The 25,200-nt window shown below is 32.1% G+C and carries 24 protein-coding genes and 1 riboswitch; of the genes, 18 read left to right on the plus strand and 6 right to left on the minus strand.

Annotation, left to right across the window (positions count from 1 at the left end):
* Window positions 1–703: 703 nt before the first annotated feature.
* The gene (folD, locus tag CD113_RS04135) at window positions 704–1,561 is read right to left on the minus strand and encodes a bifunctional methylenetetrahydrofolate dehydrogenase/methenyltetrahydrofolate cyclohydrolase FolD (protein ID WP_002462683.1); all 858 of its coding nucleotides are present in this window, start codon (window positions 1,559–1,561) and stop codon (window positions 704–706) included.
* 201 nt (window positions 1,562–1,762) lie between these two features.
* Here folD and purE point away from each other — a divergent pair, with 201 nt between their 5' ends.
* Genes purE through purD form a run of 11 tightly spaced genes read left to right on the plus strand, consistent with a single transcriptional unit; the run spans window position 1,763 to window position 12,989 of the window.
* Window positions 1,763–2,245 carry a 5-(carboxyamino)imidazole ribonucleotide mutase gene (purE, locus tag CD113_RS04140; RefSeq protein ID WP_002462684.1) on the plus strand — a complete coding sequence of 161 codons (483 nt, stop codon included), beginning with the start codon at window positions 1,763–1,765 and terminating at the stop codon, window positions 2,243–2,245.
* Entirely contained in the window at window positions 2,232–3,356 is a 1,125-nt protein-coding gene (gene purK / locus CD113_RS04145) for a 5-(carboxyamino)imidazole ribonucleotide synthase (protein WP_002462685.1), read from the plus strand. The genes purE and purK overlap by 14 nt, the downstream gene beginning before the upstream one ends.
* Before the next feature lie 3 nt (window positions 3,357–3,359).
* Entirely contained in the window at window positions 3,360–4,064 is a 705-nt protein-coding gene (purC, locus tag CD113_RS04150; protein ID WP_002462686.1) for a phosphoribosylaminoimidazolesuccinocarboxamide synthase, read from the plus strand.
* Entirely contained in the window at window positions 4,064–4,324 is a 261-nt protein-coding gene (purS, locus tag CD113_RS04155) for a phosphoribosylformylglycinamidine synthase subunit PurS (protein WP_002462687.1), read from the plus strand. The genes purC and purS overlap by 1 nt, the downstream gene beginning before the upstream one ends.
* 1 nt (window position 4,325) lies before the next feature.
* Window positions 4,326–4,997 carry a phosphoribosylformylglycinamidine synthase subunit PurQ gene (gene purQ, locus CD113_RS04160; protein WP_002462688.1) on the plus strand — a complete coding sequence of 224 codons (672 nt, stop codon included), beginning with the start codon at window positions 4,326–4,328 and terminating at the stop codon, window positions 4,995–4,997.
* Window positions 4,990–7,179 carry a phosphoribosylformylglycinamidine synthase subunit PurL gene (gene purL / locus CD113_RS04165; protein WP_002462689.1) on the plus strand — a complete coding sequence of 730 codons (2,190 nt, stop codon included), beginning with the start codon at window positions 4,990–4,992 and terminating at the stop codon, window positions 7,177–7,179. Before purQ ends, purL begins: the two co-directional genes overlap by 8 nt.
* Window positions 7,158–8,642 carry an amidophosphoribosyltransferase gene (gene purF, locus CD113_RS04170; RefSeq protein WP_002462690.1) on the plus strand — a complete coding sequence of 495 codons (1,485 nt, stop codon included), beginning with the start codon at window positions 7,158–7,160 and terminating at the stop codon, window positions 8,640–8,642. The genes purL and purF overlap by 22 nt, the downstream gene beginning before the upstream one ends.
* Complete coding sequence (gene purM, locus CD113_RS04175; RefSeq protein WP_002462691.1) at window positions 8,635–9,663, plus strand: phosphoribosylformylglycinamidine cyclo-ligase; 1,029 nt, start codon at window positions 8,635–8,637, stop codon at window positions 9,661–9,663. Before purF ends, purM begins: the two co-directional genes overlap by 8 nt.
* Before the next feature lie 2 nt (window positions 9,664–9,665).
* Complete coding sequence (purN, locus tag CD113_RS04180) at window positions 9,666–10,232, plus strand: phosphoribosylglycinamide formyltransferase (RefSeq protein ID WP_002462692.1); 567 nt, start codon at window positions 9,666–9,668, stop codon at window positions 10,230–10,232.
* 15 nt (window positions 10,233–10,247) lie between these two features.
* Window positions 10,248–11,726: a bifunctional phosphoribosylaminoimidazolecarboxamide formyltransferase/IMP cyclohydrolase gene (gene purH / locus CD113_RS04185; protein ID WP_002462693.1), complete on the plus strand. Its 1,479-nt coding sequence runs from the start codon at window positions 10,248–10,250 to the stop codon at window positions 11,724–11,726.
* A 21-nt stretch (window positions 11,727–11,747) separates the two neighbouring features.
* Complete coding sequence (gene purD / locus CD113_RS04190; RefSeq protein WP_002462694.1) at window positions 11,748–12,989, plus strand: phosphoribosylamine--glycine ligase; 1,242 nt, start codon at window positions 11,748–11,750, stop codon at window positions 12,987–12,989.
* A gap of 157 nt (window positions 12,990–13,146) precedes the next feature.
* Here purD and CD113_RS04195 read toward each other — a convergent pair whose 3' ends face one another.
* The 4 genes from CD113_RS04195 to graF form a co-directional block, all read right to left on the minus strand.
* Window positions 13,147–13,953: an energy-coupling factor transporter transmembrane component T family protein gene (locus tag CD113_RS04195; RefSeq protein WP_002462695.1), complete on the minus strand. Its 807-nt coding sequence runs from the start codon at window positions 13,951–13,953 to the stop codon at window positions 13,147–13,149.
* Window positions 13,946–15,349, minus strand: coding sequence for an ABC transporter ATP-binding protein (locus tag CD113_RS04200; protein WP_002462696.1), 1,404 nt, complete (start codon window positions 15,347–15,349; stop codon window positions 13,946–13,948). Before CD113_RS04200 ends, CD113_RS04195 begins: the two co-directional genes overlap by 8 nt.
* A 14-nt stretch (window positions 15,350–15,363) precedes the next feature.
* The gene (locus tag CD113_RS04205) at window positions 15,364–15,939 is read right to left on the minus strand and encodes an ECF transporter S component (protein ID WP_002462697.1); all 576 of its coding nucleotides are present in this window, start codon (window positions 15,937–15,939) and stop codon (window positions 15,364–15,366) included.
* 69 nt (window positions 15,940–16,008) lie between these two features.
* Window positions 16,009–16,109, minus strand: a riboswitch (TPP riboswitch).
* An 82-nt stretch (window positions 16,110–16,191) separates the two neighbouring features.
* A complete protein-coding gene (gene graF / locus CD113_RS04210; RefSeq protein ID WP_002462698.1) occupies window positions 16,192–16,326 on the minus strand; it encodes a glycopeptide resistance-associated protein GraF in 135 nt (44 codons plus the stop codon).
* 297 nt (window positions 16,327–16,623) lie between these two features.
* Between graF and auxA the strand changes: the two genes are divergently transcribed.
* The 5 genes from auxA to ptsP all read left to right on the plus strand — a co-directional run bounded on the left by auxA (window position 16,624) and on the right by ptsP (window position 22,103).
* Entirely contained in the window at window positions 16,624–17,934 is a 1,311-nt protein-coding gene (gene auxA, locus CD113_RS04215) for a lipoteichoic acid stability factor AuxA (protein ID WP_002462699.1), read from the plus strand.
* A gap of 260 nt (window positions 17,935–18,194) precedes the next feature.
* Window positions 18,195–19,367: a class I SAM-dependent rRNA methyltransferase gene (locus CD113_RS04220; protein WP_095092641.1), complete on the plus strand. Its 1,173-nt coding sequence runs from the start codon at window positions 18,195–18,197 to the stop codon at window positions 19,365–19,367.
* Window positions 19,368–19,420: 53 nt separating this feature from the next.
* Window positions 19,421–19,963, plus strand: coding sequence for a DUF697 domain-containing protein (locus CD113_RS04225; RefSeq protein WP_002465253.1), 543 nt, complete (start codon window positions 19,421–19,423; stop codon window positions 19,961–19,963).
* Between the two features lie 152 nt (window positions 19,964–20,115).
* The gene (locus tag CD113_RS04230) at window positions 20,116–20,382 is read left to right on the plus strand and encodes a phosphocarrier protein HPr (RefSeq protein WP_002465252.1); all 267 of its coding nucleotides are present in this window, start codon (window positions 20,116–20,118) and stop codon (window positions 20,380–20,382) included.
* 2 nt (window positions 20,383–20,384) lie between these two features.
* The gene (gene ptsP, locus CD113_RS04235; protein ID WP_002465251.1) at window positions 20,385–22,103 is read left to right on the plus strand and encodes a phosphoenolpyruvate--protein phosphotransferase; all 1,719 of its coding nucleotides are present in this window, start codon (window positions 20,385–20,387) and stop codon (window positions 22,101–22,103) included.
* Between the two features lie 265 nt (window positions 22,104–22,368).
* Here the strand turns inward: ptsP and CD113_RS04240 are convergent, their stop codons facing one another.
* Window positions 22,369–22,602 (minus strand): glutaredoxin family protein, encoded by a 234-nt coding sequence (locus tag CD113_RS04240; RefSeq protein ID WP_002465250.1) that lies wholly within the window; start codon window positions 22,600–22,602, stop codon window positions 22,369–22,371.
* Window positions 22,603–22,800: 198 nt separating this feature from the next.
* Between CD113_RS04240 and CD113_RS04245 the strand changes: the two genes are divergently transcribed.
* Window positions 22,801–24,156: a cytochrome ubiquinol oxidase subunit I gene (locus CD113_RS04245; RefSeq protein ID WP_002465249.1), complete on the plus strand. Its 1,356-nt coding sequence runs from the start codon at window positions 22,801–22,803 to the stop codon at window positions 24,154–24,156.
* The gene (locus tag CD113_RS04250; RefSeq protein WP_002465248.1) at window positions 24,153–25,169 is read left to right on the plus strand and encodes a cytochrome d ubiquinol oxidase subunit II; all 1,017 of its coding nucleotides are present in this window, start codon (window positions 24,153–24,155) and stop codon (window positions 25,167–25,169) included. The genes CD113_RS04245 and CD113_RS04250 overlap by 4 nt, the downstream gene beginning before the upstream one ends.
* The last annotated feature ends 31 nt before the right edge of the window (window positions 25,170–25,200 follow it).

Genomic DNA, 25,200 nt, shown 5'->3' on the forward strand with positions numbered 1-25,200 from the left:
CTGTTAACATTACTATACCTTAACTTGTTTTATTCATGCATCATACTATAGTCCTAATGTTACCTTATTAAAAGTAAAATTTAAATATTTATTTTAATTATTTTCTGATAAAAATTAATAATTTGTAAATTATGTGACTTTTATTAAAATGCCAACATTTTAAAATGCACTATCATACGTTAAATATTGTTAGCTTTTATATTTAGTAATAATAATTAAATAAAGTAATGTTTAATCAATTAGTATAATGAAGATAGCTGTTTTGAACTTTAAAAATGACATTACTAATATAATTTTATGATAGAAAAGATGAATAAAGAGAAGGTGACGATATAAAAATATAATATTGAGGAAGTAGTTCATTTAAATCGTCATAGTGGGTGGGACTCGTCATCAAAAATTCATGTATAGATTTTATATTAATTTATAAGATGAGCATTTACGAATACATTTTATATAACATGTATTTCATAATCCCATCACAATATGATTAATTAGCTTTGTAAAAATTTTGATTTATCAACATTTTACAAAGCAGACAGTTAGTGCCAAATGCTTGAATTTAAGTGTGAAATATTTGTTCCAGACTTTAAGAGTTGTTGATTTATCTCAATGTAAAGATAAAAAAGCTCAATAACATTTATCAAACATTGCTAAACGTTATTGAGCTTTATCATTATTATCTTAATTTTGTTTTAACGTATTACTTAATACCACGACGCATTTTTTCTGCAAGTAAAGTATTATTAAGTACCATAGTAATTGTTAAAGGTCCAACACCTCCAGGAACAGGTGTAATTGCTCCTGCGATTTCTTTAACATCTTCATATTCTACATCGCCTTTTAATTTTCCGTTTTCATCTGGAGTATTACCGACATCGATAATAACAGCACCATCTTTAACGTCTTCTTTTGTAACAAGTCCTGGTTTACCAACGGCACTAACAATAATATCAGCATTTTTTAAATGAGATTTCATATCTACGGAACGAGAATGTAAAATTGTTACTGTTGCATTTTGCTGTAATAATAATTTAGATACTGGTTGACCAACAATATGACTTCTACCAATAACAACCGCATTTTTACCTGATAAATCTATATCAGCATGTTTTAATATTTCCATAATACCTAAAGGTGTACAAGGTACAAAAGTTTGTTCATCAATATATAATTTTCCAATATTAGTAGGATGGAAGCCATCTACATCTTTATCTGGATTAATTGTTTCTAGCACTTTCTGTTCACTAACCTGTTTTGGTAGGGGAACTTGTACTAATATGCCACTTACAGAATCATCATTATTTAATCGATGTAATTCATTTAACACTTCTTCTTCACTTGTATTTTCATCTAAATGTACAATTTCAGAAATCATACCTATTTTTTCAGCAGCTTTCTTTTTGGATCTCACATAACTTTGACTAGCCCCATCATTGCCAACAAGAATAACAGATAATTTTGGTGTATAGCCTTGTACTTTAAGTGCTTCAACTTGTTCTTGTAAACCTTGTCTGTATTCTTTGGCAATTTGTTTTCCGTCTAAAATTTTAGCAACCATAAAAATTTCTCCTCCTATTGTTTCATAACCTAACGTTACTAGTATTTGGTACAACTTTTTATAGCAAAAGACGTAAATTAAATCAAAAATTAAAATTAAAGTTCGATTTTTGATTGAAAAAGCATAAATTGCTTGTTATGCTATATCTATAATATACAACTAAAGTTAATCACAATTCAAACTTTTGAAAGGGTGTACAATGTGAAAGTAGCAGTCATTATGGGTAGTTCATCAGATTGGGATATCATGCAAGAAGCCTGTACCATGTTAGATTATTTCGCAATTCCGTACGAAAAAAAGGTTGTATCGGCTCATCGTACGCCACATTTGATGGTGCAATTCGCCAGTGAGGCAGTACAAAATAATATCGATGTGATTATAGCAGGTGCCGGTGGAGCAGCACATTTACCTGGTATGGTGGCATCAATGACGACGTTGCCAGTTATTGGCGTACCAATAGAATCTAAAAGCTTAAAAGGATTAGACTCTTTATTATCAATTGTTCAGATGCCAGGTGGTATACCGGTTGCAACAACAGCTATAGGTAAAGCAGGAGCTAAAAATGCTGGAATACTGGCAGCAAGAATACTAAGTATTAACGACCAATTATTAGCAGGAAAATTGGAAAATTACGAAAAAACTTTAATCCAAAAAGTGGAGGAAATGCAAAATGATCTTCAATAAACTTAGCTTTGGATCAACTATTGGAATCATTGGTGGTGGACAACTTGGAAAGATGATGGCTCAATCTGCACAAAAGATGGGCTATAAGGTTATCGTATTAGATCCAAGTGAAGACTGTCCATGCCGATATGTTGCACATCAATTCATTCATGCCAATTATGATGATGAACAAGCACTTAATCAACTAGGTGAACAATCAGATGTTATCACTTATGAGTTTGAAAATATTTCAGCAGAACAGTTACAACGATTAACTAAAAAATATCATATTCCTCAAGGGTATCAAGCGATTCAATTGTTGCAAGATAGACTCACTGAAAAACAAACATTATTACAAGCAGGTACCCAAATCGTTCCTTTTATAGAAGTAAAAGATTCAAAAGATATAGAAGAAGTCAAAACAAAACTAGGTTTTCCATTTATTGTTAAAACTCGGTTCGGTGGCTATGATGGCAAAGGCCAAATTTTAGTAAATGGTGAAGATCAATTAAATGATGTATATGAATTAATTGCTAAGCAAGAATGTGTTGCCGAAAAATATCTATCTATATCTAAAGAAGTTTCGCTTACTGTTTCAATTGGCAATCATCAACAAATTACTTATTTCCCATTACAAGAAAATGAACATCGCAATCAAATATTATTTAAAACCATTGTACCAGCTAGGACAGATAAAGAATTAGCAGCAAGGCATGAAGTGGATAAAATTATCAAAGCAATCCATTTTGTTGGCACATTCACAGTCGAATTTTTCATTGATAGTGAAGATAATTTGTATGTTAACGAAATAGCACCAAGACCACATAACTCAGGACACTATTCAATTGAAGCATGTGATTATTCGCAATTTGATACACACATTTTAGCTGTAACTGGACAATCGCTACCACATAAAGTAGACATACTTAAACCAGCAGTAATGATGAACTTGCTTGGTAAAGATTTAGACCTACTAGAACATGAGTTTGGAGACCATCCAGAATGGCATGTCCATATTTATGGTAAGTCAGAACGAAAAGCTAATCGTAAAATGGGGCATATGACAATTTTGACAGATGATGTTAATGAAACTGAGCAACTGATGTATGACAAGTTCAAAGGGAGAGACTAATTAATGACGCTATTATATGAAGGTAAAGCTAAAAGGATTTATGCTACAGACATTAATAATGAATTACTAGTGGAATATAAAGATGAAGTAACAGCAGGCAATGGTGCTAAAAAAGATGCTATGGCAGGTAAAGGACAATTAAATAATCAAATTACTTCTATAATATTTGTTTATTTAAAAGACAAAGGAATTAAAAGTCATTTTATTAAACAATTATCTAACACAGAACAATTAGTTGAAAAAGTTGAAATTATTCCATTAGAAGTAGTAGTTAGAAATATTGCATGTGGTTCAATAACTCAACGACTTGGTTTTACTAAAGGTGAGGAATTTAAACAACCTTTAGTTGAATTTTTCTATAAAAATGATGACTTAAACGACCCACTTATCACTGATGACCATATTAAATTATTAAATATTGCTAACGATCAAGAGATTCAAACTTTAAAAGCAATGGCTTTAAAGATTAATGATGTACTCATTAATTTAATGGCAGAAATGGAATTAAGACTTGTAGATTTTAAAATAGAATTTGGTAGAACTTCTGATGGTAGTATTTTATTAGCAGATGAAATTTCCCCAGACACATGCCGTATTTGGGATAAATATTCAGATACAAATTTTGATAAAGATGTATATAGAAATGATACAGGTTCTTTAATAGAAACATACCAAACTTTTTTAACTAAACTGGAGGATTTAAAATAATGAAAACAATTGAATTACATATCACATTACAACCACAAGTATTAGATACACAAGGGCAAGCATTAAATAGAGCAGTTCACGATCTAGGTTATTCTCAAGTAAATGATATTCGTGTCGGTAAAGTATTGTATATGACAGTTGATGAAGCAAGTGACGATAAAGTTCATAACATTATTACAACCTTAAGTGAAAAATTATTTGCGAATACAGTCATAGAAGAATATAGCTACAAAGTGATTGAAGATAAGGAGAATGCATAATATGAAATTTGCAGTTCTTGTTTTTCCGGGATCTAATTGTGACAGAGATATGTTAAATGCCGCACTAAAAACAGGTGTTGAAGCGGAATATGTGGATTATCGCGAAACATCATTACAAGGATTTGATGGTGTACTTATTCCAGGTGGCTTTTCATTTGGCGATTATTTAAGATCAGGAGCTATGGCGAGCGTAGCACCTATTATAAATGAAGTAAAACGTTTGGCAGCAGAAGGTAAACCAGTACTAGGTGTATGTAATGGTTTCCAAATTTTAACAGAGATTGGCCTATTACCAGGAGCGTTATTGCATAATGATTCTCATTTATTTATAAGTCGTAACGAAGAACTTGAAGTAGTTAATAATGACACTGCATTTACTAACTTATATGAACAAAACGAAAAAGTCGTTTACCCAATAGCACATGGAGAAGGACATTATTATTGCACTGAGGATATATATCATAGTCTTAAAGAAAATAATCAAATTATTCTTAAATATGTGAATAATCCGAATGGTTCATATGATGATATTGCTGGAATTGTGAATAAAGAAGGTAACGTCTGTGGAATGATGCCACATCCAGAACGTGCACTGGAAAAACTATTAGGTACCGATGATGGTATTAAATTATTTGAAGCCATGGTTAAAAGTTGGAGGGAACAACATGTCTAAATTTATTGAGCCAAGTGTTGAAGAGATTAAAGTTGAAAAGCTATATCAAGATATGGGATTAAGTGATGCTGAATATAATAAAGTTTGTGACATTCTTGGTAGAGAACCAAACTTTACAGAGGTTGGAATCTTCTCAGTTATGTGGAGTGAACATTGTTCATATAAACATTCAAAACCATTTTTAAAACAATTTCCAACAACTGGAGAACATGTATTAATGGGGCCTGGTGAAGGTGCTGGAGTAGTTGATATTGGAGATAATCAAGCTGTCGTGTTCAAAGTAGAATCACACAATCATCCTTCGGCAATTGAACCTTATCAAGGTGCAGCTACTGGCGTTGGCGGTATTATTAGAGATATTGTATCAATTGGTGCAAGACCTATTAACTTATTAAATAGTTTGAGATTTGGTGAATTAGATGTTAAACAAAACCAACGATTATTAAAAGGTGTTGTTAGTGGTATCGGAGGTTATGGTAACTGTATTGGTATTCCAACAACTGCTGGAGAAATTGAATTTGATGAACGTTATGATGGTAATCCATTAGTAAATGCAATGTGTGTCGGGGTAATTGATCACGATATGATTCAAAAAGGTACTGCTAAAGGTATAGGTAATTCCGTTATTTATGTAGGTTTAAAGACAGGCCGAGATGGTATCCATGGTGCAACTTTTGCCTCAGAAGAGTTAACTGAAGAGAGTGAAAGTAAACGACCATCAGTTCAGATTGGTGATCCTTTTGTTGGTAAGAAATTAATGGAAGCAACGCTTGAAGCAATTACATATGATGAATTGGTTGGAATTCAAGATATGGGTGCAGCAGGATTAACTTCATCATCATCTGAAATGGCAGCGAAAGGTGGTAGCGGTTTAATTTTACGTTTAGATCAAGTACCTACAAGAGAGCCAGGTATCTCTCCTTATGAAATGATGCTGTCAGAAACTCAAGAAAGAATGTTATTAGTAGTAGAAAAAGGAACAGAGCAAAAGTTTCTAGATTTATTTGATAAACATGAATTAGATAGTGCAGTAATAGGAGAAGTAACTGATACTAATCGTTTTGTTTTAACATATGATGACGAAGTTTATGCTGATATACCAGTTGAACCACTAGCTGATGAAGCACCTGTTTATGTTTTAGAAGGCCACCAAAAAGAATATAATACGTCTAAAAATGATTACAGCGAAGTTGATGTTAAAGATGTGTTCTTTAAATTATTACAACATCCAACAATCGCATCTAAACATCATTTATACGATCAATATGATCAACAAGTAGGTGCTAACACAATAATTAAGCCAGGATTACAATCATCTGTTGTTAGAGTGGAAGGAACTAATAAAGCTATTGCTTCAACAATTGATGGAGAAGCTAGATATGTTTTTAATAATCCATATGAAGGTGGCAAGATGGTTGTCGCTGAAGCATACAGAAATTTAATTGCTGTAGGTGCAACACCACTTGCAATGACAGATTGCTTGAATTACGGTTCACCTGAAAAGAAAGAAATATATCAACAATTAATCGATTCAACTAAAGGTATGTCAGAAGCTTGTGAAATCTTAAAAACACCAGTGGTATCAGGAAATGTATCTCTGTATAACGAAACAAAAGGGACATCAATATTCCCAACACCAGTTGTTGGAATGGTGGGATTAATTGAAGACATTTCATTCTTGGAAGACTTTGAACCACAAGTAGGCGATAAAGTATATGTCGTAGGTGATACTCGAAATGATTTTGGTGGAAGTCAATTAGAAAAATTACTTTACCATAAAGTGAATCATGAATTTGAAGCACTTGATTTAAGTGATGAAGTTGCACGCGGAGAAGCAGTCAAAAACGCAATAAGACAAGGTCAAGCATCTCATGTTCAAACAGTTGGAAAAGGTGGATTATTAATATCTCTTGCTAAAATTAGCGCTCATTATGGTATTGGCCTAAATGTCAACATTGACCTTTCAGATGCACAATTATTCAGTGAAACACAAGGGCGTTACATTGTAATCGTAAAAGGTGATCAATCGTTAAATATTGAACATGCACTTGAAATTGGTAAGCTTACAGATAGTGATCATTTTAAAGTGACAACACCTCATACAACGCTAAGTGAATCAGTGTCTGATATTAAAATGCTTTGGGAAGGAGCAATTACTAAATGCTTAACTACTCAGGATTAAACGAAGAATGTGGTGTGTTTGGTATATGGAACCATCCAGAAGCAGCACAGCTAACGTACATGGGGTTGCATAGTTTGCAACATCGTGGGCAAGAAGGTGCTGGTATAGTAGTTTCCGATCATAACACTTTAAAAGGTGAACGTGGATTAGGTTTATTAACTGAAGCGATTAAAGATCAGCAAATGGAACAATTAAAAGGTTATCAACATGCCATTGGACATGTACGTTATGCCACTTCAGGTAACAAAGGCATAGAAAATATTCAACCATTTTTATATCACTTTTATGATATGAGTGTTGGTATTTGTCACAATGGAAATTTAATTAATGCTCAATCATTACGTCGAAATTTAGAAAAGCAGGGGGCAATATTTCATTCATCTTCAGATACAGAAGTGATTATGCATTTAATTAGAAGAAGTAAAGCACCTACGTTTGAAGAAGCACTAAAAGAAAGTTTACGTATTGTTAAAGGTGGATTTACATTTGCAATTTTAACTAAAGATGCACTATATGGTGCAGTAGATCCTAATGCGATTAGACCACTAGTTGTTGGCAAAATGAAAGATAATACGTATATTATTGCCAGTGAAACATGCGCAATTGATGTTCTCGGTGCTGAGTATGTTCAAGATATTCATGCAGGAGAATATGTAGTAATTAATGACGAAGGGATTAGGGTTCAATCCTACACACATCATACAACGACTGCAATTTCAGCTATGGAATACATTTACTTTGCACGCCCGGATTCAACTATTGCTGGGAAAAATGTTCATGCTGTACGTAAGGCGTCTGGTAAAAAACTAGCTGAAGAGAGCCCTGTGGATGCTGATATGGTTATAGGCGTTCCAAATTCATCATTATCAGCAGCTAGTGGTTATGCCGAACAACTTGGCTTACCTTATGAAATGGGATTAGTGAAAAATCAATATGTTGCTCGAACATTTATCCAACCCACACAAGAATTACGAGAACAAGGTGTAAGAGTTAAGTTATCTGCAGTGAGAGATATAGTGGATGGTCAAAATATTATTTTAGTTGATGATTCAATTGTTAGAGGTACAACAATTAAAAGAATTGTCAAAATGTTAAAAGATTCTGGGGCGAATCAAGTACATGTCAGAATTGCATCTCCAGAATTTATGTTTCCAAGTTTTTATGGTATTGATGTATCAACAACTGCAGAATTAATTTCTGCTAGTAAATCACCAGAAGAAATCAAGGATTATATTGGCGCAGATTCTTTAGCTTATTTAAGTATTGATGGTCTTATTGAATCTATAGGACTTGATTATGATGCACCATATAATGGTTTATGTGTAGAAAGTTTTACAGGTGATTATCCTGCAGGATTGTACGATTATGAAAATAATTACAAAAAGCATTTAAGTGAACGACAACAGCAATATATTGCTAATAATAAACATTATTTCGATAGCGAGGGAAATTTAAATGTCTAAAGCATATGAACAATCAGGTGTAAATATACATGCAGGATACGAAGCGGTTGAAAGAATGTCAAGCCATGTTAAACGTACTATGAGAAAAGAAGTTATTGGTGGATTAGGGGGATTTGGTGCAACTTTTGATTTATCACAATTAAATATGACTGCGCCCGTTTTAGTATCAGGCACAGATGGTGTAGGTACTAAACTGAAACTAGCAATTGATAATGATAAACATGACACAATTGGAATTGATGCAGTGGCGATGTGTGTCAATGATATTTTAACTACGGGTGCAGAACCACTGTACTTTTTAGATTATATTGCAACGCATAAAGTTGTTCCAGAAATTATAGAACAAATTGTTAAGGGTGTAAGTGATGGCTGCGAACAAACTAATACTGCCTTAATCGGTGGTGAAACTGCAGAAATGGGCGACATGTATCATGAAGGGGAATATGACGTTGCTGGATTTGCAGTGGGCGCCGTGGAGAAAGATCAATATATTGATGGTTCTAAAGTTAAAGTTGGACAAGCAATTATCGGTTTAGCATCTAGTGGGATACATTCAAATGGTTTCAGTTTAGTTAGAAAGATAATTAAAGACTCCAATATAGATTTGAATTCTGATTTTGAAGGCAGATCATTTTTAGATGTAATACTTGAACCTACAAGATTATATGTTAAGCCAATATTAGCTTTGACAAAACAAGTAGATATTAAAGCTATGACACATATTACTGGTGGTGGATTTTATGAAAATATACCTAGAGCATTACCAGAAACTGTCACAGCTGAAATTGATGTAACAAGTTTTCCAACACCTAAAATATTTGAATGGTTACAACAACAAGGCAATATAGAAACGAATGAAATGTATAACGTGTTTAATATGGGGATTGGTTATACAGTTATTGTTGAGCAACAAGATGTTGATCACACACTAAATATTTTAAAAGAACAAGGTATTGATGCCTATCACATTGGGCAAGTTATTGCTCAAGATAACGAATCTATACGCTTAATGGGGGTCTAACAATGGTTAAGATTGCCATATTCGCTTCAGGTTCGGGAAGTAATTTTGAAAATATTGTTGAGCACGTAGAACAAGGAAAATTAAAGGATATAACGATTACTGCATTATATGTAGATAAGGCTAATGCTTATGCTATTCATAGAGCAGAAAAACATCACATACCGGTACATATTAATGAGCCTAAAGATTTCGAGTCAAAAGTTCATTATGAACATAAACTTGTTGATTTATTACAACAAGAGCAAGTTGAATGGATTATTCTAGCTGGTTACATGAGACTAATCGGTGACACGTTACTCAATGCCTATGAAGGTAAAATTTTGAATATTCATCCTTCGCTATTGCCGAAATATAAGGGGATTGACGCAATAGGCCAAGCATTTAATAGTGGAGATAAATTTACAGGTTCAACAGTTCATTATGTTGATAGTGGTATGGATACGGGAGAAATTATTGCACAACAACAATGTGATATTAGTACGGACGATACGATAGAAACCTTAGAGGACAAAGTTAAGCAACTAGAATATAACTTATACCCAAATGTTATAGCTAAAATTGTAAAATAGAGGAGTTTTAAAGTAATGAAAAAAGCTATTTTAAGTGTATCAAATAAAGCAGGAATTGTTGAATTTGCTAAATCTTTAATTTCCTTAGATTATGAACTTTATTCAACTGGTGGTACTAAACGTGTTTTAGATGAAGCTAACATAGAAGTACATTCTGTGTCAGAGCTTACACATTTTCCAGAAATAATGGATGGTCGAGTTAAGACACTACATCCTGCTGTACATGGAGGAATATTAGCTGATCGTAATAAACCTCAACATTTAGAACAATTAAATGAACAACAGATAGACTTAATTGATATGGTTGTAGTTAATTTATATCCATTTCAACAAACAGTAGCCAATCCAGATGTTACAACAGAAGATGCCATTGAAAATATAGATATTGGCGGACCTACGATGTTACGAGCAGCTGCGAAAAACTATAAACATGTGACAACAATAGTGCATCCAGCTGATTATAATGAAGTGATTAAGCGTCTACAAAATGACAGTTTAAATGAAGAATTTAGACAGTCATTAATGGTTAAAGTATTTGAACATACGGCAGAATATGATGCAGCCATTGTACGTTTCTTCAAAGGGGATAAAGAAACGTTAAGATATGGTGAAAATCCTCAACAGTCAGCATATTTTGTAAGAACAACAGATGCCAAACATACCATTGCCGGCGCTAAACAATTACATGGTAAACAATTAAGCTATAACAATATTAAAGATGCCGATGCTGCGCTATCATTAGTTAAAAAATTTGAAACACCAGCAGCAGTAGCAGTTAAACATATGAATCCTTGTGGTGTAGGAATTGGTGACAATATAGAACAGGCTTTTCAACATGCTTATGAGGCTGATAATCAATCTATTTTTGGAGGAATTGTGGCTCTAAATAGACCGGTTAATGTTGAGCTTGCACAGCAGCTACATAGTATATTCTTAGAAGTAGTGATTGCACCACAATTTTCAACAGAGGCTTTGAATATTTTAACTCAAAAGAAAAATATACGATTATTAGCAATTGACATGACTCTAGATAATAATGAAGAAGAATTTGTTTCGGTATCTGGTGGTTATTTGGTTCAAGATAAAGATAATGGCTTAGTAACTAAAGAAGATATGACTGTTGTTACTGATAAGCAACCGACGAAAGCGCAATGGGAAGCAATGTTGTTAGGATGGAAAGTGGTACCATCAGTAAAAAGTAATGCCATTATTTTGAGTAATAATAAGCAAACTGTGGGTATTGGAGCTGGACAAATGAATCGAGTTGGCGCAGCAAAAATAGCTTTAGAACGAGCAATTGAAATTAATGATGATGTTGTCTTAGTTTCTGACGGCTTTTTCCCAATGGGAGATACGGTTGAACTGGCTGCACAACATGGTATTAAAGCGATTATTCAGCCTGGCGGTTCAATTAAAGATCAAGAATCCATTGATATGGCTAATAAATATGGAATTACGATGGTAATGACTGGTATGCGTCATTTCAAGCATTAATTAAAAAGGGGATTTAATATGATGAAAGTACTTGTAATTGGAGCTGGTGGTCGTGAACATGCACTAGCATATAAATTAAATGAATCTAAAATAGTTGAACAAGTTTATGTCATACCTGGTAATGCTGCAATGGAACCTGTTGCTGAAATTCATACAGAAATAGCTGAATCAGACCATAATCGTATCATACAATTTGTCTTAGAACATAAAATTGACTGGGTAGTTATAGGTCCTGAACAACCACTCATTGATGGTTTAACTGACAAACTACAAAACAAAGGTATCAAAGTCTTTGGACCTAATCAACAAGCAGCACAAATTGAAGGCTCAAAATTATTTGCTAAAAAGTTAATGGAAAAATATAATATTCCAACTGCAGATTATAAAGAAGTTCAAAATAAAGCTGATGCTAAAAGTTATGTTAAAACTTGTGAATTACCTGTTGTCATTAAGAAAGACGGCCTAGCAGCAGGTAAAGGTGTTATTATCGCTGATACTCGTGAAGCGGCTTTAAGTGCCATTGAACAGATGTACGGTCCTGATGAAGAAGGAATGATTGTCTTTGAAAGCTTTTTAGAAGGAGAAGAATTTTCATTAATGACATTTGTTAATGGTGACTATGCAGTACCATTTGATTGCATTGCTCAAGATCATAAACGTGCTTATGACAATGATGAGGGGCCTAACACTGGTGGCATGGGTGCATATTGTCCTGTATCACATATCAGTGAGGATGTACTTAAGCGTACAAATAAAGAGATAGCTCAACCAATTGCTAAAGCGATGTTTGATGAAGGATATCAGTTCTTCGGTTTACTATACATTGGTGCTATTCTAACAACTGATGGTCCTAAAGTCATTGAATTTAATGCCCGTTTTGGAGATCCAGAAGCACAAGTATTATTAAGTCGTATGAATAGTGATTTAATGCAACATATCATTGATTTAGAACACAAAGCGCCAATTCAATTTGAATGGAAACCACAGACTTATGTTGGCGTTATGTTGGCATCAAAAGGTTATCCAGATGCTTATGAAAAGGGACATGAAGTAACGGGTTTTGAATTGAATGACAACTTCTTTGTTAGTGGTTTAACAACTGAAAATAGTAAATTCGTTACTTCTGGCGGTAGAGTAATTTTAGCTATGGGTAATGGCAATACCGTTGAAGAAGCACAACAACAAGCCTATAAAAATGCAGAAAAAATTAATAGTGATAATTTATTTTATCGACATGACATCGCTAATAAAGCTTTAAAATAATTAGTAAATAGCCACACCGTGTTAATTCTCAATAGAGAAATTGACATGGTGTGGCTATTAATTTTTGTTTGCTGAACGGTAATTTTATGTTTTTAAGCGAGCTAATAATTTAGCAGAGGATTAACGAACTATACGACCTACGAACTCATTATTGTGATTAGCCTATTCGTCCCAATCTAACATCTCCGATATTTGTAATAGGAATATATTGAGCAGCAACATAGGCTAGTAAAATAATACCTGTAGTTAGTGCAATAAAAAGAATATCTTTATATGAAAATGGGGCATAATAATAGTAAGTACGTGGACCATCTTCAAATCCTTTTGACTCCATTGCGACTGATAATTGATGTGCTTTTCTAATATTTTGACTTAATAAAGGTATGATAAGATGCTTTATTCTTTTGAATCCTCTGTAATTAGAGCGATCAATCATTTGATAGCGAATGCTTAATGAACGACGTAATTGAATTAATGAACTTACCATAATTGGTACCATTCTGATAGCAGCCATAAAGGCATAAGCTATTTTAGGTTTGACTTTTAGGTGTTGCATTAAACTATAAAAGATCATCACAACTTGTGATGTTAAAGCAATTAAAATGCCATAAAAAGATATCGTCATTGTTCTCAGTGCGACATGTAATCCTCGAATCAAACTTTCAGTCGTAATGTTAATAAAACCAATATGCAATAATGTATGACTTCCTTTACCATATAAAATCATAAATAAAGACGATAGAATGGCAAACGCCATACTTAGTGTAATAAATAGCATAGTAATCTTATATTGGGTTCCATTAAATAATAGTAAATAGATTAACATCAACATTGTGATGTATAACATAAAATCAAAATGATGTACAAAAATAACGAAGAAAAATAATACAATACCTAAGAATAGTTTAGTTATAATATTTACATCATCAATAAAATGATACTGTTTTTTCCATTGCTCAAACATGACATTCACCCTCGCTGTCTATTAAATGACCATTGTCGATAGTTAATTGTCGAGTAGAATAACGTGCAATGATATTCTGATCATGTGTTACCATTACGATAGTTTGACCCTTATTCACACGTTGTTGAAAAAGTTTAATTAGTTGAAATGTATTATGACTATCTAAGCCAAAAGTTGGTTCGTCAAGAAAGATGATGTCTGCATTAGAGCTTAAAGCAGTTGCGACACTGAGACGTCTTTTTTGTCCCATAGATAATTCAAAAGGGTGTTGATTTGCGACACTTTCTAACTTTAATAGCTGCAACAATTGTGTCGTTTTGTCATTACTTTCTTCAGCATTTAAATGATTGTGTTGGATATTTATTTCTTCATAAACTGAATTTGTTATAAATTGTAATTCTGGATTCTGATAGACTAGAAACATATGTTGTGCTGCGTCTTTAATAGATTGAAGTGTATGGTTTTTGAACGTCATTTTACCTTTGTATTTAATTAAATGCATGATTGATTCTAATAAAGACGTTTTACCGCTACCATTTTGACCAGTAATTGCGATCCATTCATGTGTATAGATTGGTAGTTGCTCGACTTGAAATAATGCTTTTTTACCTCTTATTACTTGTCCATCACTAAAATTAAACAGTTTAGTCTTATGCGTTGGTGTCTTTAATATGTTAGTAGGTGCATCATTCCATGCATTTGGATGCCATACACCAAATTGTGAAAGCAAATGTTCATAATGCTGTAAAATATTGTGTGGTTGATCATCAGCAATAATACTGCCATCATAATCCATTAATAACGCACGATCAACGACATCCCAGATATAATCCACTTTATGCTCAACGATAATAACCGTCTGGTCTTGCCATAAGTCAATTAATTTTTGCCATAATTCTTGAGTAGCTTGATCATCTAACATAGCAGTCGGTTCATCTAAGAACAAAGTTTCAGCTTGTTGTAAGATTGTTTCTGCGATAGCTAATTTTTGTTTCATACCACCACTTAAGTCTTTAATATATGTGTGAGGCGTGACATCCAAATTAACCATAGATAATGCACGTTCTATTTGTTCAGTCATTTCATATCGTGGTACTTGCTTATTTTCCAGAACAAAAGCTAGTTCTTCATATACTTTAGGCATACAAAATTGGTTATCAGGATCTTGAAAAATAATGCCATTAGATGAAGTGATATGTAATTCATCATATTTTAATGGTAATTCAACTAAATTTGGAACAATGCCGCTTAAAACATTTAACAAAGTACTTTTACCTGAGCCAGAAGGTCCTAATAGTAATAATTTTTCTTTGTCTTTAATTGTAAGATTTAAATCGTCAAAAATTTTCTTTTGACCATTAGGATATTTTAATCGTAAATTACTAACTTTTAACACTTCAAGAACTCCTCTTATAAGTTGTCATAATCTTGTTTAGATGCTGGTCTAAATAATTTTGTAACGCCAGTTTGGTCTAAAGCCTTTACTATTAAATAAGATAATAGTCCAGCTACGAAAATACCACTTAATAATCTAAATATGATAAATAAAATTAAATTCCAGCCTGCAACTTCATTTAAGTAACCATAATAGTAATCAATTGGGAATGCTGCTAGGGCAGTACAAAATCCTGCTAACATCGCAACCATAACTGAACGTGATTTATATTTAAAAATGAAAAAGATCAGTTCACAAGCAAGACCTTGTATGAGTGCATATATAATAGTAGGAATATCAAATCGACCCATAACAATTGTTTCTCCAGCACCAGCTGCAAATTCTGCTAATAAAGCAATGCCGGGTTTAGGAATAATTAAATAACATACAATAGCTGCCATAAACCATACACCATTGGTCAATTGTTCAATATGTAATCCAGCGACTTGAATGCCATTGTAAACAAACCACCATAAGTTATAAATAATTGCAAATACTACTGAAATCATAACCGTGACTAAAATTTCAGATAGTTTTAAACCTTTTGACATAATCATTTCCTCCTAAAAAAACGCACAACCATCCATAGGAAAGTTGTGCGTGACAATATATGCGTATTATATATTATGGTAACACTTTCCTACGCTAGTTTCAGCTAGATCAGGTTCGAAGGGTTTGAGGAATAGCCTCATCTCAGTTAAAAACACCCCTAGTGCGTTCTATTATTTATTTAACTCTACTGTAAGTTGTTTGTTAAACAATGTCAATACACTAAATAGTATATTATTGATTAAAAATATTAATTAATTTAAAGTATCTTGAATATCTTGTTTTGTTTGATCCATGTCATCTGTTTTATTCTCTTTTTGTTCTTTTAAATCTTGTTCTACTTCTTTAGCTTTTTCTGCTGCTTTTTTTGCTTGTTCTTCTTTTGACATAATAAGTACCTCCAATAGTATATAAATTGTTTACATTTTAATTTTACCCAGTTATGCTATTTATAAACTTTTTAGACCTTGGGACAAAACATTTCACATTTCAATTCAACATTTGGCAGTAACTGTTTGGATTGTAAAATGTTGATAAACCAATATTTTACAAATTTAGTCAATCTAGCAGGGGTGGGATTACGACATGAATTTTATATAAAATTTATGTTTGTTTACTCTCATTTATACATTTATTTAAAGACAACAACAGTAGATTAATATATAATAATTTTTGAGGTGAACATAATGTCTTTTCTTAGGAAACACGCCGAAATTATATTTAGCTATTTAATCGGTATCGTTTCACTCTTCACTGGTCTCATTATTTTAATAAACTTACCTTTAATTAAACAGTTAAATGGTGATAAGAAAGTAAACACACACGTACATAATGTATGGGAATTTTTAAATGCATTTTTTAGTGAAATTATAAAAGTAATGAGTCGCTTTATAGGGAATTTCCCTATAGTTAGTGCAATTGTGATAATTATATTCGGCATAGTAGTTATGTTAATCGGACATACTTTATTTAGAACAATCAAGTATGACTATGACATATCCATATTCTTTTTAATTATTGGAATAATGTACTTTATTATTACTTTAATTTTAATGACGCAAGTATACGGCGTATTTGCTTTAGTTTTCTTAATTCCTTTTACTATCCATATAGGTTACATTGTTTATAAAGATGAACTTAATAGCAATAATATAAAGAGCCATTATATGTGGATTATAGTAAGTTATGGAATAAGTTATTTAATTACTCAAATTGCTTTGTACGGTAGAATTGATGCTAATGAAATTGAATCTATAGATATTCTTAGTGTTAATACTTTCTTTATTATTATGTGGTTACTAGGTCAGATGGCAATATGGAACTTCTTATTCTTACGTCGTGCGTTACCATTGACGAAACAAGAATTAGGTGAAGAAGAGCCAGAATTATCTAGAACAAGTAAAGGTAATGTGACAAATCAAACGAAAATTCATTTGAAACAACTCCAAGATAAGACAACAGAATATGCTCGTAAGACAAGAAGAAGTGTCGATTTAGATAAAATCAGAGCTAAACGTGATAAGTTTAAACAAAAAGTTAAAAACATTGTAGATATTCAAGAGGATGATATTCCAAACTGGATGAGAAAACCTAAATGGGTTAAACCGTTATATGTTCAATTAATTTGTGGAGTAGTTTTATTCTTATTCACATTTTTAGAATTTAATAATAGAAATTCATTGTTCTTGTCTGGTGACTGGGAATTATCTCAAACACAATATGTCATTGAATGGGTAACGTTATTACTGTTAATTTTTATCATTATTGCATATATTGCTACAACGTTAACATACAATTTAAAAGGTAAACTATATTATCTACAATTATTCATGGGTAGTATTTTATTCTTTAAATTGTTAACTGAATTTATTAATATTATGATTCATGGATTATTGTTATCTGTCTTTATTACACCAACATTATTTATTATGTTATTAGCGATAATCATTTCTTACTCTTTACAATTAAGAGAGAAACCTGAAAACACGAAATATTAATTTAATTGGTACTATTACTCAATGTATTAAATTGGGAATAGTACCTTTTTGTTTTTTAGTTAAAAACTAATGAATAATTTTGGAATAAAAAGTAAATCGTAGTTATGTCATATCAATTATTTCAGTAGTTTGTTAAAATCGACTATGAATCGTTAAAAGTTTGTCAATTATAATGCGGATGATAATACAAAGAGTAAGTTAAAATTAGCGCATACTATATGATGAAACAATATTAAGAGAATAAGAAAGGTTGTTATCGAATGAAATTAGCAACATTAAATAAAGGTAAAGAAACAAAATATTTAAATGGTTACCCATTAATAGAAGAAGACGATATTTATAAGCATGATCATTTAAAAGAAGGAGACTTATTCCATTTAATCACAGAAAGAGAACAATATATTGCTACTGCTTATGTTGGAAGACAGCATAAAGGTTTAGGATGGGTATTATCTTATGATAAACAAGATCAAGTTGATATTAAATTTTTCGAAAAATTATTTAAAGATGCTTTAGAGGAAAGACAATATTATTACAATATAGATGGTACGAATGCTTTTAGGTTATTTAATGCTGAAGGTGATGGTGTAGGTGGTTTGACAATTGACAACTATAATGGCCACTTTTTAATCCAATGGTATTCAAAAGGTATTTATAAATTTAAATACATGATACTTGAAGCGATTAGAGCCGTTTTCATTTTTGATTCTATTTATGAAAAAATTAGATTTAAAGATAGTGAATATAGTGGAGGATTTGTTGAAGGACTTGCGCCAGATTTTCCAATTGTTATTGAAGAGAACTTCACATTTTATAATGTTGATTTAGAAGATGGTTTAATGACTGGTATCTTTTTAGATCAAAAAGAAGTAAGAAAAAAGTTAAGAGATCAATACTCTGATGGTAAAAATGTTTTAAATTTATTTAGTTATACTGGAGCATTTTCAGTTATTGCAGCACAAAATGCACGTTCAACAACGAGTGTTGATTTAGCAAATAGATCTCGTGGCTTAACAGAGGAAAATTTTGGGTTAAATGGTATCGACCCGAAAACGCAGTATATCTTTGTTATGGATACTTTTGACTTCTTTAAATATGCTGCACGACATCATCATTCATATGACACAATTGTCATTGATCCACCAAGTTTTGCTCGCAGTAAGAAACGCACATTTTCAGTACAAAAAGATTATGACAAGTTGATCAATGGTGCACTAAGTATATTATCTTTTAAAGGAACTTTATTGCTTTGTACCAATTCAAGTGTTTTACCGTTGAAACAATTTAAAAATACGATTAAAAATACATTAGAAGATGCTGGTGTTGAATATCAAATATCTGAAGTTATGGGACTACCAAAAGACTTCAAAACAAACCCACATTACAAACCTTCAAAATATTTAAAGGCTGTTTTTGTCGATGTTAAGCTTTAAAAGTCTATAATTGGGGTATAACATCTTACTGATAAAAGAAAGGTGATTAGAAAATGGGCTTTAAAAATTCAATAGCAACTAATTTCACTAATAAATTAGGTAATTCAGTTTTAAATATAGAAGAAATTAACGAAAAAAATAGTATGCCAGTAACGTCAGAAGAATTACAGCAACGTCGTGACAGAGCAGAAGCACTAGTAAAGAAAAAATCTCTACTGTCATCTGGAATGAGTATTGTACCCATACCAGGTTTAGATTTTGGTGTAGATTTAAAATTGATGAAAGATATTATAGAAGATGTAAATAAAATTTATGGTTTAGATCATAAACAAGTTAATAAGTTAAGTGATGATGTTAAAGAAAGAATTATGTCGGCAGCAGCGATTCAAGGCAGTCAATTTATAGGTAAAAGAATTTCAAGTGCTATATTGAAAGTTGTCATTAGAGATGTTGCTAAACGTACTGCAGCTAAACAAACGAAGTGGTTTCCAATTGTAGGACAAGCTGTTTCAGCTTCAATTAGTTATTATTTTATGAACAAAATTGGAAAAGATCACATTCAAAAGTGCGAAAATGTTATTAAAAATGTCATGTAGGTGCTATAATAGCTTTGCGATTTATAAATTTTATTGAAACCGGTTTTAAACGAATTGAATTTGAGACTTGGTTTTGGTAAAGTTAAATTATAAAATAAGTTAGTATTGTAATAATATTGAAGATTCTAACTATACGAAGGAGAAATGTAATTATGGAACAAAATTCATATGTAATTATTGACGAAACTGGTATTCACGCTAGACCAGCAACAATGTTAGTTCAAACAGCTTCAAAATTTGATTCAGATATTCAATTAGAGTATAACGGTAAAAAAGTTAACTTAAAATCAATCATGGGTGTTATGAGTCTTGGTGTAGGTAAAGACGCTGAAATTACAATTTACGCTGACGGAAGTGATGAAGCTGACGCAATTCAAGCAATCAGTGACGTCTTATCAAAAGAAGGATTGACTAAATAATTATGTCTAAATTAATTAAAGGTATTGCTGCATCAGATGGTGTTGCAATTGCTAAAGCTTATTTATTAGTTGAGCCAGACTTAACTTTTGATAAAAATGAAAAAGTCACTGATGTAGAAAGTGAAGTTGCTAAATTTAATAATGCGATTGATGCTTCTAAAGTTGAGTTAACTAAGATTAGAAATAATGCAGAGGTTCAACTAGGTGCTGATAAAGCTGCTATATTTGATGCACATTTATTAGTTTTAGATGACCCTGAATTAATTCAACCAATCCAAGATAAAATTAAAAATGAAAATGTTAATGCAGCATCTGCATTGACAGATGTGACTACACAATTTGTAACAATATTCGAATCAATGGATAACGAATATATGAAAGAACGTGCCGCAGATATTCGTGACGTTTCTAAACGTGTGTTAGCGCATATCTTAGGTGTTGAGCTTCCAAATCCAAGTATGATTGATGAAAGCGTTGTTATTGTAGGTAATGATTTAACACCTTCTGATACTGCACAATTAAACAAAGAATTCGTACAAGGATTTGCTACAAACATTGGTGGTAGAACAAGTCACTCAGCAATTATGAGTCGTTCTTTAGAAATTCCTGCAATTGTAGGCACTAAATCAATTACTCATGAAGTACAACAAGGTGATATGATTATCGTTGATGGATTAGAAGGTGATGTCATCATCAATCCAACAGAAGACGAATTAATCGCTTACCAAGATAAACGTGAACGTTTCTTTGCAGATAAAAAAGAATTACAAAAATTGCGTGATGCTGATACAGTGACTGTTGACGGTGTTCATGCTGAACTTGCAGCAAATATTGGTACGCCTAATGACTTACCAGGTGTTATTGAAAATGGTGCACAAGGTATTGGTTTATATAGAACTGAGTTCTTATATATGGGTAGAGACCAAATGCCAACTGAAGAGGAACAATTTGAAGCCTATAAAGAAGTACTTGAAGCAATGAACGGTAAACGTGTTGTTGTGCGTACTTTGGATATAGGTGGAGATAAAGAATTATCTTATTTAAATTTACCAGAAGAAATGAATCCATTCTTAGGTTATAGAGCGATTCGTTTATGTCTTGCACAACAAGATATCTTTAGACCACAATTACGTGCGTTATTACGTGCTTCAGTTTATGGTAAATTAAATATTATGTTCCCAATGGTTGCAACAATTAATGAATTCCGCCAAGCTAAAGCAATATTATTAGAAGAAAAAGAAAACCTTAAAAATGAAGGTTATGATGTTTCTGATGATATTGAATTAGGTATTATGGTTGAAATTCCATCAACAGCTGCATTAGCAGATGTTTTTGCTAAAGAAGTGGATTTCTTTAGTATTGGTACTAATGATTTAATTCAATATACTATGGCAGCTGACCGTATGTCAGAACGTGTTTCTTATTTATACCAACCATACAATCCGTCAATATTACGCTTAGTTAAGCAAGTTATTGAAGCTTCACATAAAGAAGGAAAATGGACTGGTATGTGTGGTGAAATGGCTGGAGATTCAACAGCTATCCCATTATTACTTGGTTTAGGATTAGATGAGTTCTCTATGAGTGCAACATCAATCTTAAAAGCAAGAAGACAAATTAATAATTTAAGTAAAAATGAAATGACTGAACTTGCAGATCGCGCAATTAACTGTGCTACTCAAGAAGAAGTTATTGAATTAGTTAATAATTATGCTAAGTAATTATTTTAAAGACGCTCTAGATTGCTAGGGCGTCTTTTTTGTATATATTGTATTATTTTGTGGTTATCTTACTATGGTTTTCAATCAAATTAAGGTTCTCCATCAAATTTGATTGAAACATAGTTTTTTAATCTATGTACACCATCTTGCATATTGTAGTGGAAAATCTGTCAACAGAATTTTTTGTGTAATGTACAACTGACTATAAACACTTTTATTTCCATTTAGAAAATTGTCTCATTGTGGTGCTAGTTATTATTGCATGTTAATTGTCTATCTTTAATATACTATTTATTTCATCTAAATCTACTTGATACATGGGTTTACCTTTTAATAAGATGAAAGGTGTTGAAAATGCATCATAATCCATCATTTCAAGGCGATATTGATTATTGCTAATATTTCTTTCTTCGTATTCAACATTGTGTTCTGTTAGGTAGTTTTTCACAAAAGTACATGGTGGGCAGTCATTTTGCGTATAAATAATAACGTCATCCAAATTTCATCTCTCCTTTAATTTATCTCTATTTATTGTAATACAATTTAACTTTTAACAAAAATTAAATATGGCTAAAATGTGAAATCAGTTAAAATTATATTCAATTTCATAGCACTTAATATTTTAAACTCTTAGTTATAACTATTATAATTAACTTCATTGTGTTGCCAAAATAAATAGAAATAGGTGATTTAATTAATGGATACCGTTGAAATAAGTAGATTTTTAACCGGCATGACATTAGCAGTACACATTATTTTTGCGACGATAGGTGTCGGTATGCCTTTAATGTTTGCAATAGCAGAATTTTTAGGTATTCGCAAAAATGATTTATCATATATTGCATTAGCTAAAAGATGGTCCAAAGCATATACCATCACAGTAGCAGTAGGTGTTGTAACAGGTACAATTATCGGGTTACAACTATCATTAGTTTGGCCAACATTTATGGAAATGGGTGGTCATGTAATAGCTTTACCATTATTTATGGAAACATTTGCTTTTTTCTTTGAAGCAATTTTCTTAAGTATTTATTTATATACCTGGGACAGATTTAAAGGTAAATGGACTCACTTTATTATAAGTATACCAGTTATTATCGGTGGTTCATTTTCAGCATTTTTCATTACTTCAGTGAACTCATTTATGAATACACCTGCCGGTTTTGAAATGGAAAAAGGCAAAATGGTTAATGTCCAACCGTTTGAGGCAATGTTTAATCCATCATTTATAGTACGATCATTCCATGTTATTACAACTGCAGGCATGACGATGGCATTTGTACTAGCTTCTGTAGCAGCTTTCAAACTACTACGTAATAAAGTGCCAGAAGATAGAAGTTATCATAGTAAAGCACTGAAAATGACGATGATTATTGGCTTTCTATCAACGTTGTTATCGATGTTAGCCGGTGATTTATCTGCTAAGTTCTTACACCAAGTACAACCAGAGAAATTAGCAGCATATGAATGGCATTTTGATACGTCTTCTCATGCAAATTTAGTGTTATTTGGTGTGCTAAATGAAAAAACACAAGAAGTAAGTGGAGCAATTGAAATACCAGGTGTATTGAGTTTCTTAGCTGATAATAGTTTTAAAACGACAGTTAAAGGATTAAATGAATTTCCTAAGAATGACTTACCACCAATGATTGTGCATTATTTCTTCGATTTAATGGTAAGTATGGGCATTTTATGCTTTGTTATATCAGGACTGTATGTTCTAACACTAATTTTTAAAAAATTACGTAAGTACACAACACATAAATGGATGCTTTACGGTATTTTACTTACAGGCCCAGCATCGATGTTAGCTATTGAATTTGGTTGGTTCCTAACAGAAATGGGAAGACAACCTTGGATAGTTAGAGGTTATATGCGCGTAGCACAAGCAGCTACACAAGCTGGTGGAATTACGCTTGTGACAATATTGTTTGGTATTCTATACTTTATTTTAATGTTTACAAGTGCATATGTACTTATTAGAATGTTTAAAAACAAGCCGGCTCATAAAGACATTAATCAATTAATAACTTCTAAAGGAGGGGTAAAATGATATATGCATATATAGGTATAACAGTACTATGGTTATTTTTATTTTGTTATGTCATTATTGCCTCTATTGATTTTGGCGCAGGCTTCTTTGCATTACATTCTAAAATAACAGGTAATGACAAAAAAACGAATCATTTGATTTCACGTTACTTAAACCCCGTTTGGGAAGTAACAAATGTATTCTTTGTATTTTTCTTTGTTGGATTTGTAGGCTTTTTCCCTGAATCAGTTAAGTATTTAGGAACAGTTTTACTTGTGCCAGGTTCCATTGCACTTATAATGATTTCATTACGTAATAGTTTTTATGCATTTGAAAATTATGGGCAAGACACTAAACTGTCTTGGATGGTTATGTACGGAGTTACTGGTTTATTGATTCCAGCGTCATTAGCAACTGCGTTAACAATTACAGAAGGTGGTTATATTTCAGAAAATCATGGGCACGTTGATTTAGAGTGGTTGCAGCTCTTTTTAAGTCCATTTGCATGGTCGGTCGTATTTCTGGCTATTATTTCTGTATTGTATATTTCTTCTGGATTTTTAACATTTTACGCTCATAAAGCTGAAGATAAACCAGCTTATGAATTAACAAGAATGTGGCATATCTTCTGGGGACTTCCAATGATAATTATTTCATTATTTGTTTTCCTGTCCTTAAGAATACAAAATTCAGAACATTTTTATACCGCAATTTTTGATTATTGGTGGATGTTTGGTTTAAGTTTTATCTTTTTCTGTGTAGCATTATTGTTAACAATCTTAAAAAGAAATCATGGTGTAGCATTTGTTATGGTCATTTTACAAATGTTGCTGGCATTTTTCGGATATGGTATGAGTAAATTACCTTATTTACTGTACCCATTTGTTAAAATTACCGATGCTCATGTGAACCCTGAAATGGGATGGGCATTAGTTATTGCATTTATTTTAGGTTTACTTTTATTAGTACCATCGTTAATATTATTATTAAGACTATTTGTTTTCGATAAAGATTACGTAGAAGGAAAGAAATAGCAGTAATTTACCCCAACTGTAATTGAACGCT

This window comes from Staphylococcus simiae, from assembly GCF_002902085.1.
GTDB classification, from domain to species: domain Bacteria; phylum Bacillota; class Bacilli; order Staphylococcales; family Staphylococcaceae; genus Staphylococcus; species Staphylococcus simiae.

What these genes read in the sequence shown, in the direction of transcription:
- purM (WP_002462691.1), top strand. Translation starts at nt 8,635, where the DNA reads ATGTCTAAAGCATATGAACAATCAGGTGTAAATATACATGCAGGATAC.
- CD113_RS04250 (WP_002465248.1), top strand. Translation starts at nt 24,153, where the DNA reads ATGATATATGCATATATAGGTATAACAGTACTATGGTTATTTTTATTT.
- CD113_RS04195 (WP_002462695.1), bottom strand. Translation starts at nt 13,953, where the DNA reads ATGTTTGAGCAATGGAAAAAACAGTATCATTTTATTGATGATGTAAAT.
- purN (WP_002462692.1), top strand. Translation starts at nt 9,666, where the DNA reads ATGGTTAAGATTGCCATATTCGCTTCAGGTTCGGGAAGTAATTTTGAA.
- purS (WP_002462687.1), top strand. Translation starts at nt 4,064, where the DNA reads ATGAAAACAATTGAATTACATATCACATTACAACCACAAGTATTAGAT.
- ptsP (WP_002465251.1), top strand. Translation starts at nt 20,385, where the DNA reads ATGTCTAAATTAATTAAAGGTATTGCTGCATCAGATGGTGTTGCAATT.
- purC (WP_002462686.1), top strand. Translation starts at nt 3,360, where the DNA reads ATGACGCTATTATATGAAGGTAAAGCTAAAAGGATTTATGCTACAGAC.
- purL (WP_002462689.1), top strand. Translation starts at nt 4,990, where the DNA reads ATGTCTAAATTTATTGAGCCAAGTGTTGAAGAGATTAAAGTTGAAAAG.
- purQ (WP_002462688.1), top strand. Translation starts at nt 4,326, where the DNA reads ATGAAATTTGCAGTTCTTGTTTTTCCGGGATCTAATTGTGACAGAGAT.
- purH (WP_002462693.1), top strand. Translation starts at nt 10,248, where the DNA reads ATGAAAAAAGCTATTTTAAGTGTATCAAATAAAGCAGGAATTGTTGAA.
- CD113_RS04220 (WP_095092641.1), top strand. Translation starts at nt 18,195, where the DNA reads ATGAAATTAGCAACATTAAATAAAGGTAAAGAAACAAAATATTTAAAT.
- purF (WP_002462690.1), top strand. Translation starts at nt 7,158, where the DNA reads ATGCTTAACTACTCAGGATTAAACGAAGAATGTGGTGTGTTTGGTATA.
- folD (WP_002462683.1), bottom strand. Translation starts at nt 1,561, where the DNA reads ATGGTTGCTAAAATTTTAGACGGAAAACAAATTGCCAAAGAATACAGA.
- graF (WP_002462698.1), bottom strand. Translation starts at nt 16,326, where the DNA reads ATGTCAAAAGAAGAACAAGCAAAAAAAGCAGCAGAAAAAGCTAAAGAA.
- auxA (WP_002462699.1), top strand. Translation starts at nt 16,624, where the DNA reads ATGTCTTTTCTTAGGAAACACGCCGAAATTATATTTAGCTATTTAATC.
- CD113_RS04205 (WP_002462697.1), bottom strand. Translation starts at nt 15,939, where the DNA reads ATGTCAAAAGGTTTAAAACTATCTGAAATTTTAGTCACGGTTATGATT.
- CD113_RS04230 (WP_002465252.1), top strand. Translation starts at nt 20,116, where the DNA reads ATGGAACAAAATTCATATGTAATTATTGACGAAACTGGTATTCACGCT.
- CD113_RS04245 (WP_002465249.1), top strand. Translation starts at nt 22,801, where the DNA reads ATGGATACCGTTGAAATAAGTAGATTTTTAACCGGCATGACATTAGCA.
- purD (WP_002462694.1), top strand. Translation starts at nt 11,748, where the DNA reads ATGAAAGTACTTGTAATTGGAGCTGGTGGTCGTGAACATGCACTAGCA.
- CD113_RS04225 (WP_002465253.1), top strand. Translation starts at nt 19,421, where the DNA reads ATGGGCTTTAAAAATTCAATAGCAACTAATTTCACTAATAAATTAGGT.
- purK (WP_002462685.1), top strand. Translation starts at nt 2,232, where the DNA reads ATGATCTTCAATAAACTTAGCTTTGGATCAACTATTGGAATCATTGGT.